This is a genomic window from Vibrio quintilis (assembly GCF_024529975.1).
GTDB classification, from domain to species: Bacteria; Pseudomonadota; Gammaproteobacteria; order Enterobacterales; family Vibrionaceae; genus Vibrio; species Vibrio quintilis.
The window spans coordinates 949,661-967,883 of sequence record NZ_AP024898.1; the positions used below are offsets into that span (position 1 = coordinate 949,661).

The 18,223-nt window shown below is 41.5% G+C and carries 13 protein-coding genes; 6 read left to right on the top strand and 7 right to left on the bottom strand.

All coding sequences use genetic code 11. The annotated features are described in order from the left end of the window. Window positions 1-52: 52 nt before the first annotated feature. Entirely contained in the window at window positions 53-1,327 is a 1,275-nt protein-coding gene (locus OC443_RS22760) for an ABC transporter substrate-binding protein (RefSeq protein ID WP_262021712.1), read from the bottom strand. A gap of 328 nt (window positions 1,328-1,655) precedes the next feature. On the opposite strand from OC443_RS22760, the gene OC443_RS22765 reads away from it, so the two are divergent. Next, window positions 1,656-3,650 (top strand): cellulase family glycosylhydrolase, encoded by a 1,995-nt coding sequence (locus OC443_RS22765; protein ID WP_262021713.1) that lies wholly within the window; start codon window positions 1,656-1,658, stop codon window positions 3,648-3,650. Window positions 3,651-3,755: 105 nt separating this feature from the next. Here the strand turns inward: OC443_RS22765 and manA are convergent, their stop codons facing one another. Next, window positions 3,756-4,973, bottom strand: coding sequence for a mannose-6-phosphate isomerase, class I (manA, locus tag OC443_RS22770; RefSeq protein ID WP_073586156.1), 1,218 nt, complete (start codon window positions 4,971-4,973; stop codon window positions 3,756-3,758). A gap of 70 nt (window positions 4,974-5,043) precedes the next feature. Further along, entirely contained in the window at window positions 5,044-6,945 is a 1,902-nt protein-coding gene (locus tag OC443_RS22775; protein WP_073586157.1) for a PTS fructose transporter subunit IIABC, read from the bottom strand. Between the two features lie 364 nt (window positions 6,946-7,309). On the opposite strand from OC443_RS22775, the gene OC443_RS22780 reads away from it, so the two are divergent. Continuing rightward, window positions 7,310-8,149, top strand: coding sequence for an AraC family transcriptional regulator (locus tag OC443_RS22780; protein ID WP_073586158.1), 840 nt, complete (start codon window positions 7,310-7,312; stop codon window positions 8,147-8,149). A 24-nt stretch (window positions 8,150-8,173) separates the two neighbouring features. On the opposite strand, the gene OC443_RS22785 is transcribed toward OC443_RS22780, so the two are convergent. Beyond that, window positions 8,174-8,950, bottom strand: a complete 777-nt coding sequence (locus OC443_RS22785; RefSeq protein ID WP_073586159.1) for a PTS sugar transporter subunit IIA — start codon at window positions 8,948-8,950, stop codon at window positions 8,174-8,176. 9 nt (window positions 8,951-8,959) lie between these two features. After that, window positions 8,960-9,262, bottom strand: a complete 303-nt coding sequence (locus OC443_RS22790; protein ID WP_073586160.1) for a PTS fructose transporter subunit IIB — start codon at window positions 9,260-9,262, stop codon at window positions 8,960-8,962. A 203-nt stretch (window positions 9,263-9,465) separates the two neighbouring features. Between OC443_RS22790 and OC443_RS22795 the strand changes: the two genes are divergently transcribed. Beyond that, the gene (locus tag OC443_RS22795; protein ID WP_073586161.1) at window positions 9,466-11,328 is read left to right on the top strand and encodes a fructose-specific PTS transporter subunit EIIC; all 1,863 of its coding nucleotides are present in this window, start codon (window positions 9,466-9,468) and stop codon (window positions 11,326-11,328) included. 279 nt (window positions 11,329-11,607) lie between these two features. Here OC443_RS22795 and OC443_RS22800 read toward each other — a convergent pair whose 3' ends face one another. Beyond that, window positions 11,608-12,537: a porin gene (locus OC443_RS22800; protein ID WP_073586162.1), complete on the bottom strand. Its 930-nt coding sequence runs from the start codon at window positions 12,535-12,537 to the stop codon at window positions 11,608-11,610. 225 nt (window positions 12,538-12,762) lie between these two features. Beyond that, window positions 12,763-14,307 (bottom strand): histidine-type phosphatase, encoded by a 1,545-nt coding sequence (locus OC443_RS22805; RefSeq protein ID WP_073586163.1) that lies wholly within the window; start codon window positions 14,305-14,307, stop codon window positions 12,763-12,765. Window positions 14,308-14,497: 190 nt separating this feature from the next. Here OC443_RS22805 and OC443_RS22810 point away from each other — a divergent pair, with 190 nt between their 5' ends. From OC443_RS22810 to OC443_RS22820, 3 genes are read left to right on the top strand one after another with little or no spacing between them, the layout of a single operon-like run. Then, window positions 14,498-16,327, top strand: coding sequence for an ABC transporter permease (locus OC443_RS22810; protein WP_200796986.1), 1,830 nt, complete (start codon window positions 14,498-14,500; stop codon window positions 16,325-16,327). A gap of 1 nt (window position 16,328) precedes the next feature. Beyond that, a complete protein-coding gene (locus OC443_RS22815; RefSeq protein WP_073586164.1) occupies window positions 16,329-17,489 on the top strand; it encodes an ABC transporter ATP-binding protein in 1,161 nt (386 codons plus the stop codon). Window positions 17,490-17,536: 47 nt separating this feature from the next. Further along, complete coding sequence (locus OC443_RS22820) at window positions 17,537-18,217, top strand: ABC transporter substrate-binding protein (RefSeq protein ID WP_073586165.1); 681 nt, start codon at window positions 17,537-17,539, stop codon at window positions 18,215-18,217. Window positions 18,218-18,223 lie beyond the last annotated feature (6 nt).

The window sequence follows — 18,223 nt, forward strand, 5'->3', positions numbered from 1 at the left end:
TTAATTCTAAACGGCCTGAATAGTGGCTGACTTATATTTTCTCTAAGAATAATTATTTCATAACGCGTTTTTTAGCACGTTCCCAACGTGAATCGAGTTTTTCAAGTGCTTTATTAAAATCACCAGATGTAATAACATCCTGAATATAGCCACCTGAATAAAAATCAATTTTCGAACGATTAGTTACTGCAATAAATGTCGATGAGTTAACTGGAGTCTGAATAACTTTAGGGTTGTAACTCATGTATTCTTTAAGTTGTTCTAATGATGGTTTTTTCGATTTCAGGGTAGGAATAAAACCAGCAATCTTTTCAAAATCCGACTTTTCAATCAAGAATTTAAGATAAGCTTTAGCTGTTTCTTTATTTTTTGAGAACTTACTAACAGCATAACCCCAGTCATGGTTCATTTGAGCATTTAATTCACCAGACTCATTCGAAGGCATTGGCATAAATCCAATATTATTTGAATCAGCTCCACGTTCAATAACCTGAGGAATTACCCAAGTTCCCAGGTAATACATAGCTGCATCGCCTTTCGCAAAAGAATTTTTTGAATCTTCCCATGAATTTGTCATCAAGTCTTTTTCTGTCAATCCATCATCGATTAACTTTTTAAGAACACTCAATGATTTATGATATGAAGTTTCACCAGAAAATGGCTTATCTTGCTTAAGCATTTTTTCGTAAACGCTATCATTACCTTCTGCAATCAAAGGGAATTTATCCCATTGTTGTAGTGGCCACTGTGCTCCAAAGTTGATGTATAACGGAATTTTACCATTAGCTTTAATCTTTTCTGCTGCATCAAAAAAATCAGATAATGTTTTGATGGGAACATGAACCCCTGCATTTTTCAAAACCTGTTTGTTATAAACAAGCCCTTCAACAGAGTTTCCCATTGAAATGCCGTAAGCTTTACCATCATTTTCCCAGGCATCGTAAAAATAAACCTGATCAGAACGATAGAGATTATTTAAAGGTTCATAGAAGTTTTTGTACTGTTCAGATGGAACCGACGGAAGAATTAATACCAAGTCGCCATAATCACCTGTATTCATACGAGGACGAATCCCACCTTGATAGTCAGCGAAGCCCACTACCTTAACTTCTGTCACTTTAGGATAAAGCTCTTTAAATTCATTTTCATAACGTTTGTATACACCAGACTCAACCAAATCTGTACGGTTGGTGTAGAAAGTAATCGAGCCCTGCACTAAAGCTTTATCAATTCCGTCGGTTACTTCGGCATTGGCAACATTGCTAGCTGCAAAGGAAATCGCACATGCCATTATCGTTTTTGTAATCATAGTTACAACTGGTTTCATTCTTTCTCTCCACTTCTATCTTATTAGAGATTCTTAATTATTTTCCACCCAACAAAATATTAACGTTACGATTATTAAAAACCACCCACAAATTGTTGTTACGTGACCATTATCACTTACATATTTCACAACAAAACATCAATAAGGCTTTATCTCTTTATTATCAATATGTTATTTACAAAGCCATTATTTGCACTTTAAGTGAACAATCTCACACTTCATCTAATAAATTGAGCAAAGACACAAAATCGAAACGTTACCATTAATATAAAGACAGATTTTGTTGATAATTAAAAAAGGAATAACAACTAAACATTAAGGACAAGAGATGAACTCTATCCAATATACATTAATAACCCTACTTGCTGCCTGTAGTAATGTACATGCGTCAACAACGCCTTTCCCGATCGATTCAATGGACTCTTTTGTCATTCAGAAAGGCAATATTCTCATGCTTGACAAAAAACCCTTTAGATTTGCGGGAACAAATAATTATTACATGCACTATCGTTCACCCAAATTAATCGATGCGGTATTAGATGATGCAAAATCAATGGGGCTCAATACAATACGTGTATGGGGATTCATGGAAGGCATTACTCATGATCATACAATGCAAGCCAAACCTGGTGTTTTCACTCCACCAGCGGGTACTAACAATGCATTAGATAAATTAGATTACACCATATCTGAAGCAAAAAAACGGGGCATCAGAGTGATTGTAGTACTAACTAATAACTGGGGTGATTTTGGTGGCATGCCTCAGTATGTGAAGTGGTTTAATGGCTCTAATCATGATGACTTCTACAGAAATTCAGGTATCAAAAACGCTTATAAAGCTTATGTAAAACATATGGTCGAACATAAGAACATCTATACCGGAATTGCGAACAAAGATGAACCAGCAATTATGACCTGGGAGTTAGCTAATGAACCAAGAGCCCAATCAGATACCAGTGGTAATCTATTGTATAACTGGGCTAAAGAAATGAGTAATTACGTTCATAAACTAGCTCCGAAACAACTCATAGCTCTTGGCTCTGAAGGTTTCTTCAATCGATCCAATCAAAGTGACTGGACCTATAATGGTAGTGAAGGCGTTGACTGGGAACGAATTTTAACGTTACCTCATATCAATTACGGAACTTTCCACCTATATCCAGAGCACTGGGGTAAACACAACTCCGAAAAATGGGGGACACGATGGATAGAAGAGCATGCGATTGCAGCTAAAAAAGCAAATAAACCAGCTGTATTAGAAGAGTATGGTATTGGAAAAAGCGAACTTAAAAACCGAGACTTTATTTATCAAAAATGGACCCAGTCTGCTTATAATTCAGGACTTGCAGGAAGCATGTTCTGGCTTTTAACTAGCTTCGATCCAGATCAATCAGACAAACTCTATCCCGATTATGACGGTTTCCGTATTTTGAATGATGATAGCCGGACTACACAAATTTTGACAAATCATTCACGTCAAATGCGTGGAATGCATTATTCACAAAAGGATGTTGTCTATCTCTCCTATCCCATCAATGGCATGAAAATTTCTGAACAACATTTCACAGTTCAAAGTTACCCAATGCCAAAACCAGACAACCAGGTAGAAAAAGTACAGCTTCGGGTTCCAGAAAATAATTTAACTCTGGATATGACAGATCCGGACGGTGATGGTTATTATGAAACAAGTATCAAAGCAAGCGATATCGGCTATGGAGAAAAAACATTCATTTCCGTTGCAAGCTTTGCAAAAGGAGAACGCCAAACAGATAAAATAAAAGTTGAAATTGATAAACCAATTAAAGGCTATGAAGTCGGAACAAAATACGACTTCAGTGATGGCACTACTCAGGGATGGCAAAAAGACGGGACCTGGCAGGCAAAATGGAAAACACCTTCTTTAGAAGCTAGTAATGATTTGGGAAGCCCAATGCTCAAACTCAACATGGTTTGGTCTGGAGAAAATGATTGGGAAGAACTTAAAATACGTAACCCGGCAGTACGTAACTTTGCTCAGCATACTAAAATGCGTTATACGCTGTATGTACCAACAAACAAAGAAGATATCGGTGGTTTACGACCATATGCAGCTTTAGGTGATGGTTGGGTAAAACTTGATTCTGATAAACACAGGATTCAGGTTAAAGAGTTGGAAAAAGTTAACCTTAACAATAAATCGTTTTATAAACAAACTGTTGAAATCGATCTTGGTGACGTATCCAAAAAATTACCGGATATGTTTTTATGTATTGTCGGAGATAAATTGCCGTTAAATGGTTCGATTTATATTGCTGATATCGAATTTTTAGACCCTGTTTACTGATTCTTTTCCTGACAAGAAATCTCATCACAAAAAAACGCCAGTGAAAAAATCTGGCGTTTTATCTAAATATAAATACAGATTAATTAATCAAAAAGACGACTTAACTTAACAGTATGCTCTGGCAACTCGTCCCTTACATTGCACGCGATAACATTGTGCATAAGCCGGTATAAATACGGACTCTCCTTTATTGATCATACAAGAGTCACCATTAGCATGAATCAATAGCATAGTCGCATCCAACGGAAGTAGTATTTCCGCACTACTAACACTCATTTCTCTCTGATATGAATCTTCTATAATCGCAAATTTAAAATCATCAACCGGAATAGAATATTCAGCAATACCGTTTTCTGACTCAGGAGACAATAATAAACTGTCATAAGGCTTTTCTTCAAAGACAGTACAGGAAGCTAACTCAGCAACATCAATATATTTAGGCGTTAATCCAGCGCGAAGAACATTATCCGAATTTGCCATAATTTCTAAGCCAGTTCCTTTAAGATAAGCATGAGGCGTTTCAGCATCCAGATACATAGCTTCCCCCGGTTTTAATGTAATAACATTCAAAATGAGCGGAGCAAATAAACCGATATCTCCCGGATACTGTGCTGCCAATTCAGAAATTAATTCAAAAACAGGATCTTTAGACAATTTAGTCTGAGCCAAAAGCACAACCAGTGCCATTTCTTTTTCTTCCCCTTCCAAAGACAATAACCCTGAAAAAAATCTTGCCAGACCTTCTGCATCCGGGTGATGAATAAGATCTTTTACAAGATCACTAATTTCTGGAATAGCTAAACGGGAAAAGTTTTCAATGACAGCTGTAATTGAGCGAAAACCATTCATCGCCTGATATTCCGTCAATGCGTAAACCAATTCCGGTTTATGATTAGGATCCTTGTAATTTCGATTGTAAGCATTCATTGGTATTTCCAGTTCATTTTCCCTGGCAAAACCGACTTCAGCCTGAGTTTTGTTTGGATGAACCTGAATCGACAAAGCATTCCCGGCAGCAAGCACTTTGAAAAGATAGGGAAGTTCACCAAAACGCTTATAAACGTGTTCACCTAACACTGCCATCTGATTTTGCGCGATAAGTTCAGACAGTTTGATTTCTTTTCCGTTTACTTTAACCGATGAACATCCGTTTGGATGGGCACCCATCCAGATTTCCGCTTGTGGTTCCCCGTTTTCATTAGCAATGCCAAATAAACAACTTATAGACGTTGTACTTCCCCACGCATAATTTTGAATAATGTTTTTCATTGGAAAAAAAACAGGTTGGACGATATTGTCATGAAAATTCATTGCACAAGACATGATTAATTACCTTTAAAAATAAATGGCTCACACATACCTATGTAAGCCATTGAGAATTGAGAGAAATAAGTTAGGCAGCAGCAGCCATTAATCTGGCTTTGCGAATTTTCTTCAAAGTAATGCAGGTAAGTGCAGTAACAAATGAGCCGGCAATCATGCATAGCAATGCAAGCAACGGATCATTCATTGCACCTAACAAAGCAACTACTGGACCACCATGTGCAACGCTGTCTGTAATACCAAATGAAAATGCCATTACTGCAGCTACTATAGATCCCAGCATGTTTGCAGGAATAACGGAGACCGGATCCTGCGCGGCGAAAGGAATTGCACCTTCGGAAATACCAACCAGCCCCATTGCACCAGCAGCTTTACCTGTTTCTAATTCAGATTTTTCAAAGATATCCAGTTTACGACCAAGAAAAGTTGCAATCCCCATACCCAAAGGTGCAACAGGAATCGCACAGGCCATGGCTCCCATAAATTGTGTTTGGCCACTCGCAATCATGCCGACAGAAAACAGGAATGCGACTTTATTAAATGGACCTCCCATATCAAAGCCAGCCATACCTCCAAGCACAATACCAAGCAGAACGACGTTGCCGGAACTCATACTGGTCAACATAGCAGTCAAGCCGTCCATCAGGCTGGCAATTGGTGCACCAATAACAAAAATAAACAAACCGGCAATAAATAATGAACCTGTAATTGGCGCAATCATGATAGGAACTAATGGCTGAATAAACTTATGATAATTAACCGAAGTTATCCATTTCACGAAATACCCGACGAGTAGTCCGGCAATAATGGCACCAATAAAGCCTGTACCAGCTTCAGCTCCGTAAAAAGAACCATGATTTGCAATCCAGCCACCGATCAGACCTGGGGCTAATGCAGGGCGATCAGCAATGGCATACGCGATATAGCCAGCCAAAATAGGGATCATCAACGTAAAAGCAACAACACCAACATCCAGAATCTGATTCCACATACTACCCGGAGGAATAGCCATACCAGACTCTGTCGGTTCTCCTCCGATAGCGAGCGATAATGCGATTAATAAACCACCGGTCACAACAAATGGAATCATGTGAGATACACCATTCATCAAAAACCGGTACATATCTGAACGAGCCTGTGAGGCTTTATTGGAAACAGATTGAGCACAACCCTGTTCTGCTTCATATACAGGAGAAGATAATGCCTGATTAATTAATCCCTTAGCATCCTTAATAGGCGCTTTCACATTGGTTTTTATCAGACGTTTACCGGCAAATCGGGCCATATCCACTTGTTTATCACAAGCAACAATTATCGCATCTGCACATTGTATTTCGTCTTCTGTCGGACTGTTCTTAACACCGATTGAACCGTTAGTCTCAACCTTTATCTGGTAACCAAGTGCTGACGCCCCTTTTTCCAAAGCTTCGGCAGCTAAATAAGTATGTGCAACACCAGCAGGACAACCAGTGACACCGATAACAAAACCTTTTGTTTCAATATTTGAATCAGTAGCTAAAACATCCTTCTTCTCAAGTAATAAAGCTAAAGCCTGATCGTTTGTTTCTGCCTTAAGAAAGCTGTCAATAAATCCTTCTTCTATTAACTTGGAAGAAAGTTCGGCTAACACTTCGATATGATGATTATCACCACCATCAGGTGAAGCAATCATGAAAAACAGCTTTGAAGGCTGACCATCTTCTGCGCCGTATTCAATACCATTCCGGCTCACACCAATCACAACTGCAGGTTCAAGTACTGCAGAACTTTTAGCATGAGGCAGAGCCACACCATCTTCAAACCCTGTATTACCAAGCTTTTCACGTGCTTTGATATCTTCCAGGAACTTCTCTTTATCTGAAATGCGCTTTTGTGAATAAAGAACATCAATTAATTCTTTAAATACTTCTTCTTTAGAATTTGCCTTCAGATCAAGACTAATTAATTTCTCATTAATTAATTTAGTGATCATATAACACCCCTTTTATTATATGTGTCGTTCGAGGGGTATTTTTATTCTTATCTCAATTCTGGACTAGTGAAGAAAAAACGCATTAACTGGAAAAATGTATCACCATAAGTGTAATGTGATGTTGATCGTCACGGCTGTCGGTAAAGTTCGAAGAGTAACACTCACAAAAGAACACAACCTATTGAATTTATTCTTATTAAGATAAATCCAATCAAGAAAGATAGTATTCCTAAATAAAAAATTACTGTATTTTTGATACTTTAACTGGATTATTGTAACGTTTAATCAGAAGTGTGATTTTACTCAATAGGCAATTTTTCAATTTCGTTATATATCTATTTGTATCATCTCACAGGTACACGACATGATTTTTTCTGACTTAATTTCATCAATATTAGCTGAACGCGAACCATTTAATCACATCTGGTTTGCCGGCGATTTTCATACTCCTCCTGAATTTAGTTATCAGGTGAATTTTCCCCGCTTAGAATTAGTATTGGCAGGCGAATACATCAATGAAATCGAAAATGATGAAAAGATGATAATGCATATCACCGCTAAACCTGGTGATGCCATTTTCATTCCGCCAAACTGTTGGAATAAGCCTGACTGGAATACCGACTGTTCCGTTCTAAGTATGTTATTTGGAAGGCGTCAGTTAGGGCTGAGTTTTGTCAGCAAAAAAAAAGGAGAAGATAATTTTTACGATGTGCAAAAACACAGTATTCAAACCCGTTCCGGATTTGCCATCGATAATATTCTGGAAGCATTAAGCTCACTAGCCAGAGAGAGTCATAAGAAACCAATGGATGAACTGCTATTACAAGCACTACTCCAGTACTGTAGAACAATGCTCGACGCACCTACAGAGCAATCACATAACCGGATAAAAGATCTCTATCAGGGTATCTGTATTTATATCCAAGAAAACTTCCATCGAACAATTACTCGCGACAATATCGCCAAACGATTCAGTCTGTCTCCGAATCACCTATCACGGTTATTCAGACAACAAGGGCATATGACCTTAGCCGATTACATAACATGGGTTCGAATTGACCGGGCAAAATTTATGCTCAAAAAATATAACTTCAAATTAAACGAAGTTGCTATACGTTGTGGATTCAAAGATGTGAACTATTTTTGTCGCGTTTTTAAAACGCGGACAGGGAAAACTCCTTCTGAATATCGCAGTTCACTCTGAATGCCCGAACAAAGACAAAAAAAACTACAGCAGAAGTCGTGAAGAAGCATACATCAGTAAAGCCTGAATATCAGCGCTGTTGCGGGTCAACAACAACCGCTCACCTATCGGTTCACACAACAAATTACGCGTCAGATTTGTCGCTGCTATAATTTGTGCTTTAGTTGGTTGTTCCGGCAACACTAACCCTATTGCTAAATGAACGCTTCCCATATTCGAAGACCAGTCTATGGGAGAATCACTTGTTATAACAGCAATAGTAAGCTGCTCAACAGGCTTAAACATCACATGAGGCAAAGCAATCCCAGGAAACATGCACGTTGCAGAACGCTCTTCTCTTTTGATAAAGGCTAAAATCAGTTCATCTGTATTTGATGGATAAATCATATTTGCCAAACCACTTAAACATTCAAACTGAGTTAACGATGTCTGAGCTTTAGCATAGTGCCAGTTCACTTCACAAGAAGGTGAAAATACCGACAACCTATCCACCAGATTCTCAGAAAATTCATATTGAGTTTTTGCCCCAACTAACACGAAGTATTCCGCTATAATATCTTTTAAAACAAAACAGGCTAATTCGGCATCAACCCCTATAGCAGTAATCTGGCATAAATCACCAACATGTAATCCAGCTTTAAATACTGATACAGACTTATTTAACTCTGCACATCGATTTTTGGTAATGTTGATAATATGGATGATACTTTTAAACTTCTTTGCCAGCCGACTTAATGGTGATGCCACGCGGGCACTTACACTGGCATCACTGACAAAAAAAGTAATCTGATATTCATGCATTCGGATTTATTACTTTCGACAATGAATAAGAAGAACTTTATCTACATTAAGCAAAACGTCTTCAATTGGGATATGAATGACATTCATTCCATCAAAACGAGCAGCTTGCTCTATTTCAATATCTGATACAATCAGCACTTTATCTGCCTGAGAAATATCCTGAGGAGTAAGTTGATTCTCAATTCCCATCGCTCCCTGAGTTTCAACTTTGATGTGTACATTATATTTAGGGGCTGATTTCATAAGAGCATCAGCAGCCATATATGTATGAGCAATACCTGTTGGGCACGCTGTCACCGCAACGATTTTCATGATTATTCTCTATTGTGTATTTGAGTGAATCTTATCATATGTATCCCCGTATAAGTTGACTTAGGACGATTAAAATAAACGACCATCATCACAAAATTTTTTCTGTGGTACATTAGTCCAGCAGATGTTCTTTTCTTCCTATTTTTATAACTTCTGCGTTGATTACTCTATGCTCAAACATATAAATAAAGGGTGACAAAACAATGAATATTACAAACCTTATTGAGCCCGAGATCATCTGTTTGGATCTGAAAGCTCAAACCAAAGATGAAGTGCTGAAAGAACTCGTTGAGTTACTAAACAACGCAGGTAAGCTCTCAGATAAAAAGCAATACTTAGCCGATGTTTGGAAACGGGAAGAAATTGGCAATACAGGTTTTGAAGATGGTATCGCAATTCCACATGCTAAAAGTAAATCTGTTGCAAAACCCGCTGTTGCTGTAGGCATTAGTCGCACCGGAATCGATTATGGTGCAGAAGATGGCGAACTTTCCGATGTATTTTTTATGCTCGCCTCTCCTGACGGTGATGATAACCATCACATTGAAGTTTTGGCTCAGATATCCAACAAACTCATCGAAGACGGTTTTATCACAAAACTCAAATCAGCAAAAACCGTTGAGCAAGCCAGAGCAATGCTTACTGATATGCCATCAACAACATCTTCTCAACAACCGGCCATATCCGAAGATTTTTCTCCGGCCCCAAAAAGTCAATGGAAACAGAATTTGGGCAGGGCAAAAGAACACCTTTTATTTGGTACATCACATATGATCCCATTCATCGTTGCTGGTGGTGTACTGTTGTCTTTATCTGTCATGATCTCTGGTCAGGGTGCAGTTCCAGAAGGCGGAATTCTTGCTGATATCGCCAAGATGGGAATTGCCGGACTAACATTGTTTACAGCAGTGCTTGGTGGATATATTGCCTACTCTATTGCGGATAAACCAGGGTTAGCTCCTGGTATGATTGGCTCCTGGATTGCCGTCAGCCAATATAGTACTGGTTTCCTTGGCGCAATCGTTGTTGGGTTTTTCGCGGGTTTTGTCGTCCGTACACTTAAAAAGATTAAATTACCAGACAGCATGAGCTCCCTCGGTTCAATCTTTATTTATCCCTTAGTAGGAACATTCATTACCTGCGGTGCCGTTATGTGGCTGATCGGCTCTCCAATTGCCCATGCAATGACCGCTATGAATGGATGGTTAGCAGGAATGGCAGGATCAGGTAAAGTTCTCTTAGGTTCGATCCTTGGTGCTATGACTGCCTTTGATATGGGTGGACCAATCAATAAAGTCGCAACATTATTTGCACAAACTCAAGTTGATACCCAACCATGGTTGATGGGTGGTGTTGGTATTGCTATTTGTACTCCTCCGTTAGGTATGGCATTGGCTACTTTCCTTGCACCGAAAAAATTTAAACGAGATGAACTAGAAGCCGGTAAGGCCGCTGGTATCATGGGAATGATTGGGATTAGTGAAGGAGCAATACCATTCGCAGCCGCAGACCCTGCACGAGTCATCCCGGCAATTGTTGCTGGTGGTATCGTTGGTAACGTTACTGGTTTTATTTTCCACGTCATTAACCACGCGCCATGGGGTGGCTGGATCGTACTGCCTGTCGTAGATGGAAAAATCGGATATATTGTCGGTACCATAGCAGGTTCTCTAACCACCGCATTAGTAGTCATTTTCCTAAAAAAAGTCGTTAATGAAGATGACGAATATGAACTAGAAAACACTCAGGTCTATAGCTCCGTTCAGGGAGAAGGAGAAGCAGACATTCTGGCAATAACATCATGTCCTTCCGGTGTTGCTCATACATTCCTTGCGGCAAAATCTTTAGAAAAAGCAGCTCATCTTCTGGGCATAAAAATTAAAGTTGAAACACAGGGTGCGAATGGAATCAGCAATCGCATCACACCTAAAGATGTCGAAAATGCCAAGTTCATTATTTTTGCTCATGATGTGGCGATAAAGGAACCAGAAAGATTTAAAAACATCCCACAACGAGATGTAAGCACGAAAGAAGCCATGCGTAATGCAGCCGCACTGCTGCAGTAAGATTAAGTTCCTAATAGTCCTCCCCCCGGACTATGCTCCTCGGCCCCTATTAGGGGCCTTTTTTATCAAAGAATTTCGAAAAAAATAAAAATAGACTTTTAAAAGCTAACTTCAACACTTATTTTAACTCAGGAAAGAACGCATTCTCTCCAGAGTTTTTTATATTGGATAATTATTGTTTGGTTTTCACCTTGTACTTATATTTCCTGCTAGCAGAACTGCATTAACAACCTACACCCATTATATAATGAAATATAATACAAGGTTATTCTTATATAATTAAAACTCGATTTCCGCTCCGGCTACGTAGGCCATTTCCGCATCATCAGCATCAGTATTTGAAATTTCAGCAAATAACTTTACATCATCAAATTTTGGAAATTCATAGGTGACATTGGCATACCATTCATTCACCGACTCTTCAGCTTCCGGTTTATTATTAACAAAACCAAGAGCCACTTTCGTCGAATCTGTAACACCAAAGGTTGTGGCAAAATTATAGACTTTCAGGGTGTCTTCAGCTTCGGAATAATCGGCAGCAAAAGTGGCAAAGCCAGCATCATACAAGGCACTGACGCCGTAAGTATTAAAGGTAGCACCATCGACTTCCACTTCGCGGTTCTGGTAGGAAGCCGCCAGTTGCAGGTTCTCTATTTCAACCGCAACGTAGGCATCAAATGATTGTTCGCCTTCATTGTCTTCACCTTTAGCCTGCAGGTCGGTAGACAACATCAGCTCTACGTTTTCCATATTGAAACTAAGCAGAATAACATTGTCGCCATCGGTTTCATCAAACGCGACATCATCTGAGTCCATTTCATAATCTTCCGCAATACCGAACTCATCTGAAGCGTAATCTTGTCTGCCAACCGACAACGAGATAGCACTGTTTTCGAAACCGATAAAGGCATCTTTTAGCTCAGCACTATTTTGATCTTCATCTCCATTAGCAGCGTCATCAAAATCAAATTTAAGTTCACCAAATGCAGTGAGATCATCCGTGACTTCATAAGCAACTTTATTTTCAATTTCTAATGAATCGTAATTCACGTAAAGATGCTTATCTTTGCCATTATCTTTCTGTAACTGAATTTGGATATCACCATTTAATTCATAAATAAATCCATCTTTTTCAACTAATTTAGCCGCATTAACGGAAGTAGCCGTTGTTGCGGCAATAATCGCCACTATAAATATATACTGTTTCATTTTATTTCCTTATTTTATTTAATCTGCCTTTCTTCAGGCAATACAAATCCACACCACCATCAGCGTATATTTGATATTTAATTAATGTTGGTTAGGTAAAATTAATACGATTTATTTAATTACTCGACTTTTTGACAAACAGCTCCCTACCTCAAAAAAATTAAGGTATATAAATTAATGTGTTATTTTTACGAAATAGAGATTAATTACATTTAAATAATATAATTACTCGTTAACACTCAGTTCTTTGCTGTAACAGCGTTCCAGTTCATTCAGGCTGTAAAAATAGTGAGAGCCCGGATAAACATGGCAATTCTCTTTAAAGCCAATTTCTTTTTCGTTATACAGCATCTTCACTAAGGTCGGACTATTTTCAGTGCTGCTCTTATACACATCCCACTGAATATTTGCCGAATACGGAGTGACCCAACCGCCACGCCAAGGATTGTTTTCCTGACGATATAACACGTTTGGATCAGCTGATTTGTCACTGCCTTTAACATGCAGTAAGGCCGCAAGAGGCATAATTTGTTCGGCATGAGCGAAGCGAAGTTTTGCAACATGTTTTACGGACTGGGTGTTGTTCGCCACGGCATCCATTTCATTAAACATATCTTTTAACAGCGGTTTAGCGATGTTGTAAGTCACACCGTTAGCGTCAGCAAAACTCGGGCCTTTTTCATAAAAGTCTTCAGCATCGGCAAGATAAGCAAACCATGCAGACTCTTGCGGAGTGATAAATTGTTTCAAGTCCCATTCGCCGCCCTGAGCCTGAGCTTCACGTAACATGCCCGGTCCGATAATGAACATGTTATAGAGCATGGACGCCGCATCGACTTCATTTTTTACATACTTCCAGTCGTCTTCTGTCTCATCGGGTTTTCTGGTATTTGTTTTGAAGCAGTTATCCGCAGCCACATCACACTGCTTATCGTGTGAAACTTTTGTAGCAAGGAAATCAACAAACTCTTTGGTGTAAATGCGCTCCAGCATCTCACGCGCCATGAGTTGTGTTTTTGGCAAGTCAGCAAGCGCATCGAATACCGTTTCTAACTTATCGAAGTCTTTGAATGCTTTATACGCTTTGTAATTCGACGTGTATTGCTGATATTTGTCGCTTTTTTTCGGATTGGTTTTATGAAAATACAGTTCGAATTTATTAACGAGCTGATCATCAATTTGATTTGGCTGGGTTTGTGCCTGATAACAGTTTACTGCATCATTTGCTACATAATTCACCTCTTTCGCAAGTGATTGCATAAAGTAATGTGCAGTTTGATTCGCCCGCTCTTTGCCTGATGTTTGCACCTGGATGCAAAGGGGATAATTTGCATCCTTTGTCACTATAGAGCTCAGACGCTGTGTCATTCGTGCAGCAATAGCGGCCGGTTCTTCCTTACCAACTTCCGTTAACAAACCATAACCCAGTTTCTCATTGGCAGCCGTGACTTTGTCAATCATCGGCCCCAGCTTTTCACCTAATGGCGTTAGCTGACCACGCTTTTTCGCTAAGTCCCAGACTTGTTTTGCCAGCACATCGTATTTTGGGCTGGATAGAGCACGAGCGCCGTGTCGCTCAACTAGTTGAGTATAAACAACATGATATCCCAGAGGAGGTGCTTCATAGGTACTGAGATCCTGTTGCGCTGCATACGTTGCCTTGCTGCTGTATTGATATCCATCAGATAGATTTTGAGCATGCACCGTACTGCCGACACTACACAGCAATGCCGCAGACACCGCTGAAGCAATAAAAGTATAACGAGTCATTAATCTTCCTTAACGTTCAAATAAAATCATTTCTCTAATGAATACATAAGAGACAGGCAGAACATTAAACAGCCTTTATGACAATTTCATTTCACACCACCACATTTTGCACATACGTGCAAAATGTTCATATTTTTGTCATCTATCTCTTCTAAGGTAATTTTCATCAACACACCCAAAGGAGAAGATTGTGTTTGGTTCACCAACTTATCCTGCCTCAATGCAAATCAGTGCATGGCAGAAGCTAAAACATCGCTTTGCTGTTGCCAGACAAGAGCCCGCTAATATTCTAGCATTGCTGCTGTTGGTGTTTTTTGCCTATTTGATTGTGGCGCCGGTGCTATCCATTGCAACCGATGCATTTATGGTTCAGCCCGGTGACGAAATGCGCACTCATCAGACCGAGGGCGATTCGACCACCTATTACCTGACCAGAGTACTGACCTCTCGCATGTCACAGCTGTTATTATGGCAGCCACTGCAACATACTATCAGCGTTGCGGCTCTGACTGTTTGTTGCGCGCTGCTACTTGGGGTGACTCTGGCGTGGCTTGTGAATCGAACCGACATGTTCGGGCGCAAATGGTTTGCGACGGCCTTAGTGGTGCCGTTTATGCTTCCGTCATGGACATTCGCGCTGGCATGGACCACCATTTTCAAAAACCGCACAGTGGGCGGACAACCCGGCTGGCTAGAAGCAATGGGGGTGACCACACCGGACTGGGTGGCTTACGGCTTTTTCCCGATGGTGGTGATTCTCGTGATTCACTATGTGCCGTTGGTCATATTAATCGTCGGCAATGCCTTACGCCGCTTCGATTCACACCTGGAAGACTGCGCCCGAATTCTCGGGGCTGACCGTACCACCATTTCACTCAAAATCATTTTACCTCTGGTTCGCCCGGCTCTGCTTTCTGCTGCATTGCTCATCTTTGCCGATTGCATCGGGGAATTTGCGATCCCTTATGTTTTGGGTTTACCGGTCAATTTCAACACCCTTTCAACCAGCCTGTACCGGGCGCTGGACTCGCGTCAGAGCGGAGTGGCAGCCGTGGTTGCGCTGGTGATCATGCTGATAGGTATCATCACTCTGATGATCGATATTCGTATGATGAAAGAAGCGCGCCGCTTTATTACCGTGGGCGGCAAAGGGCAAATCGAACGCATCAATCAGCTCGGATCGATGCGCTTTCCGGCCACCGGACTGGCGGGACTGTTTGTGGTGATTGGTGTCGCCCTGCCCCTGACAACGTTATTTTTATCCACCATTATGATCTTACCGGGACGATTTAACCCGGAGAACTTCACGCTGGATTACTGGATCGGCGAGAACCTGAATACGCTGGCGATGCACAGCGGTATTCTGCTGACACAAGAGTTTTGGGATGCAGCATGGAACACCGTCATGATTGTCGGCAGCGCTTCAACCATTTCAGGCATTCTGGGTCTGTTAATTGGCTATGCCGTTCTGCGTTGCAGCATTCCATGGGTTGGGCAGACTCTGAAACAGATCACCTTTATGCCTTATTTAGTGCCCGGCATTGCTTTTGCTGCGGCGTTTCTTTCCTTGTTTGCAGTCTCACACGGCCCGATTCCGGCGCTCTACGGATTACCTGTCCTGCTTATCATAGCCCTGATTGCAGAGCAGATGCCGTTTGCCAGTCGTTCCGGAATTGCCGCCATGACTCAGTTAGGAAAAGAGCCGGAAGAAGCAGCCCGCATTGCCGGAGCAAACTGGTTCAGCCGCTTAACCCGTATTATCGTACCGATTCAGGCTACACCGCTGGCGACTGGCATTCTGTTGCCTTTCATCTCCGGTATTAAAGGCGTGAGTCTGTTTATTATTCTCGCAATTCCCGCAACCGATGTTTTAACCACCTATTCACTACGTCTGATTGACTACAACTACGACCAGGCGGCCAATGCCGTTGTGCTGATGATCGCACTGGTAGCCTGGAGTGGCACTGTCCTGATTCAACGAATTTCAGGTACAGGCCTCGCACAAGGACTGGAGAGTTAACATGCCAACCATTACTTTATCTCAACTACAAAAAACCTATCCCGGCGCAAAATCGGCTGCAGTGAAAGGACTGGATCTGACTGTCAAAGACGGTGAATTCATGTGTCTGCTCGGGCCGTCGGGCTGTGGCAAAACCACCATCTTACGCATGATCGCAGGAATCGAGCATACCAGTGGTGGTTCGATTGCCATTGACGGACAGATCATGGACTCCGTCAAACACAGCTGTTTTGTGCCTCCGGAAAAACGCGGCATCGGTCTGGTGTTTCAAAGCTACGCCCTGTGGCCGCACATGACCGTGGCAGAAAACGTGGAATTCGGTCTGAAGCTAAAAAAAATACCCAAACAGGAACGCCAGCAACGTTGTCTGGATGTAATGGAAAAACTGCGTATCGAACAATACGCCAGTCGCTATCCATCACAGTTATCCGGGGGCCAGCAACAGCGTGTCGCCTTAGCCCGTATGCTAGCGGTTAATCCCGGAGTGTTATTACTCGATGAACCTCTATCTAACCTTGATGCTGCGCTGCGTCTGGAAATGCGCGCCGAGCTGCGCCGTATCCACCAGACCTTCGGCACGACAATCATTTTTGTCAGCCACGATCAGTGGGAAGCTATGACATTAGCCACCACGATTGCGGTGATGAGCAATGGCGAGCTGCAACAGGTTGGCACTCCGGATGATATTTACGCCACTCCGGCCAATCGATTTGTCGCGGAATTTATCGGCACTCCCAAGCTCAATATGATCAACGTGGGAACACCCAATCCGGATCAAGAATCTGATGATGTTTGCAGTGATATCAGACGGGAAATTTCACGCCGCTATGCCGACATTTATCAGGCGGAATACTGTGCTATTCGCCCGGAAGCGATCGTCTTGCATCAAAACCCGATAAGCAACAGCACTGAGATGACTGTCGAATCCATCATGCCGACCGGTGGCAGTTGGGTGGTTGAACTGGTTCAGGGGCAAGAGCGTCTGTTTCATTCAACTCAGCTACGTCCGACTTTCCGAGCGGGTGATAGCGTGTTCTGTGAACTGCCTGACGAAGCGCTGCACTTTTTTGCTCCTGATGGCGAAAGGCTCGAACTGCCCCCATCCAGAATCAAACCTATCTGGCTTCATAACACAACCAACGCTTGCGCTCATTTAGCGTAACTCAACCTGAAATACTTAGATCGACGATACCCATTAAGGAAATGGATATGAAAATGAAATACAACTTGCTTGCTCTGTCTGTAGTCACTGCAGGCTTGTCATTTGCTCCCCATGCAAAGGCATCATTTGATTTACAGACAACCATTGCTGCCGCCCAACAGGAAGCACCGATTACCGTTTATGCACCGACCGGAAAAATCGTTCAGCAGGCGAAAGATTTTAGTGAAAAGTATGGCGTTAAAGCTGTCGGCATCAAAGCGAAAGCACCGCACATTATCGAAATTATCAGCCGCGAAGCGCTGGCCAATAATGTCAAAGCCGATGTCGCGTTAATTGAAGATGCACCAGCGACCCAAGCACAGCTGTTAGCAAAAGGCTATGTTACCAGCTGGGTACCCGATGACATGAAACAAGACATCAGCAAAGATTACCAAACCCCGTTAACAGTCGTGCTGGCGCCCAACGTCTGGACATACAACACGGCTCAGTACGATACCTGTCCGATCACCAATATCTGGCAGCTGACTGAACCAGAATGGCGTCACAAAATCGCGATGCAGGATCCTCTGATCAAGCCTCTTTATGCCGATACCTTCAACCAGATGGCGACCAACTATGATGACCGAATGGCAAAAGCGTATCAGGATTTATACGGTAAGCCGCTGAAAACTGACGAAAGCTCAGCCCTGTGTGTCAACCTGCTATTGAACCACCCGCTTTTGAGATAACATACA

Excerpts from the sequence above, each read along its gene's own strand:
- OC443_RS22760 (WP_262021712.1), bottom strand. The coding sequence starts at position 1,327 with ATGAAACCAGTTGTAACTATGATTACAAAAACGATAATGGCATGTGCG.
- OC443_RS22765 (WP_262021713.1), top strand. The coding sequence starts at position 1,656 with ATGAACTCTATCCAATATACATTAATAACCCTACTTGCTGCCTGTAGT.
- manA (WP_073586156.1), bottom strand. The coding sequence starts at position 4,973 with ATGTCTTGTGCAATGAATTTTCATGACAATATCGTCCAACCTGTTTTT.
- OC443_RS22775 (WP_073586157.1), bottom strand. The coding sequence starts at position 6,945 with ATGATCACTAAATTAATTAATGAGAAATTAATTAGTCTTGATCTGAAG.
- OC443_RS22780 (WP_073586158.1), top strand. The coding sequence starts at position 7,310 with ATGATTTTTTCTGACTTAATTTCATCAATATTAGCTGAACGCGAACCA.
- OC443_RS22785 (WP_073586159.1), bottom strand. The coding sequence starts at position 8,950 with ATGCATGAATATCAGATTACTTTTTTTGTCAGTGATGCCAGTGTAAGT.
- OC443_RS22790 (WP_073586160.1), bottom strand. The coding sequence starts at position 9,262 with ATGAAAATCGTTGCGGTGACAGCGTGCCCAACAGGTATTGCTCATACA.
- OC443_RS22795 (WP_073586161.1), top strand. The coding sequence starts at position 9,466 with ATGAATATTACAAACCTTATTGAGCCCGAGATCATCTGTTTGGATCTG.
- OC443_RS22800 (WP_073586162.1), bottom strand. The coding sequence starts at position 12,537 with ATGAAACAGTATATATTTATAGTGGCGATTATTGCCGCAACAACGGCT.
- OC443_RS22805 (WP_073586163.1), bottom strand. The coding sequence starts at position 14,307 with ATGACTCGTTATACTTTTATTGCTTCAGCGGTGTCTGCGGCATTGCTG.
- OC443_RS22815 (WP_073586164.1), top strand. The coding sequence starts at position 16,329 with ATGCCAACCATTACTTTATCTCAACTACAAAAAACCTATCCCGGCGCA.
- OC443_RS22820 (WP_073586165.1), top strand. The coding sequence starts at position 17,537 with ATGAAAATGAAATACAACTTGCTTGCTCTGTCTGTAGTCACTGCAGGC.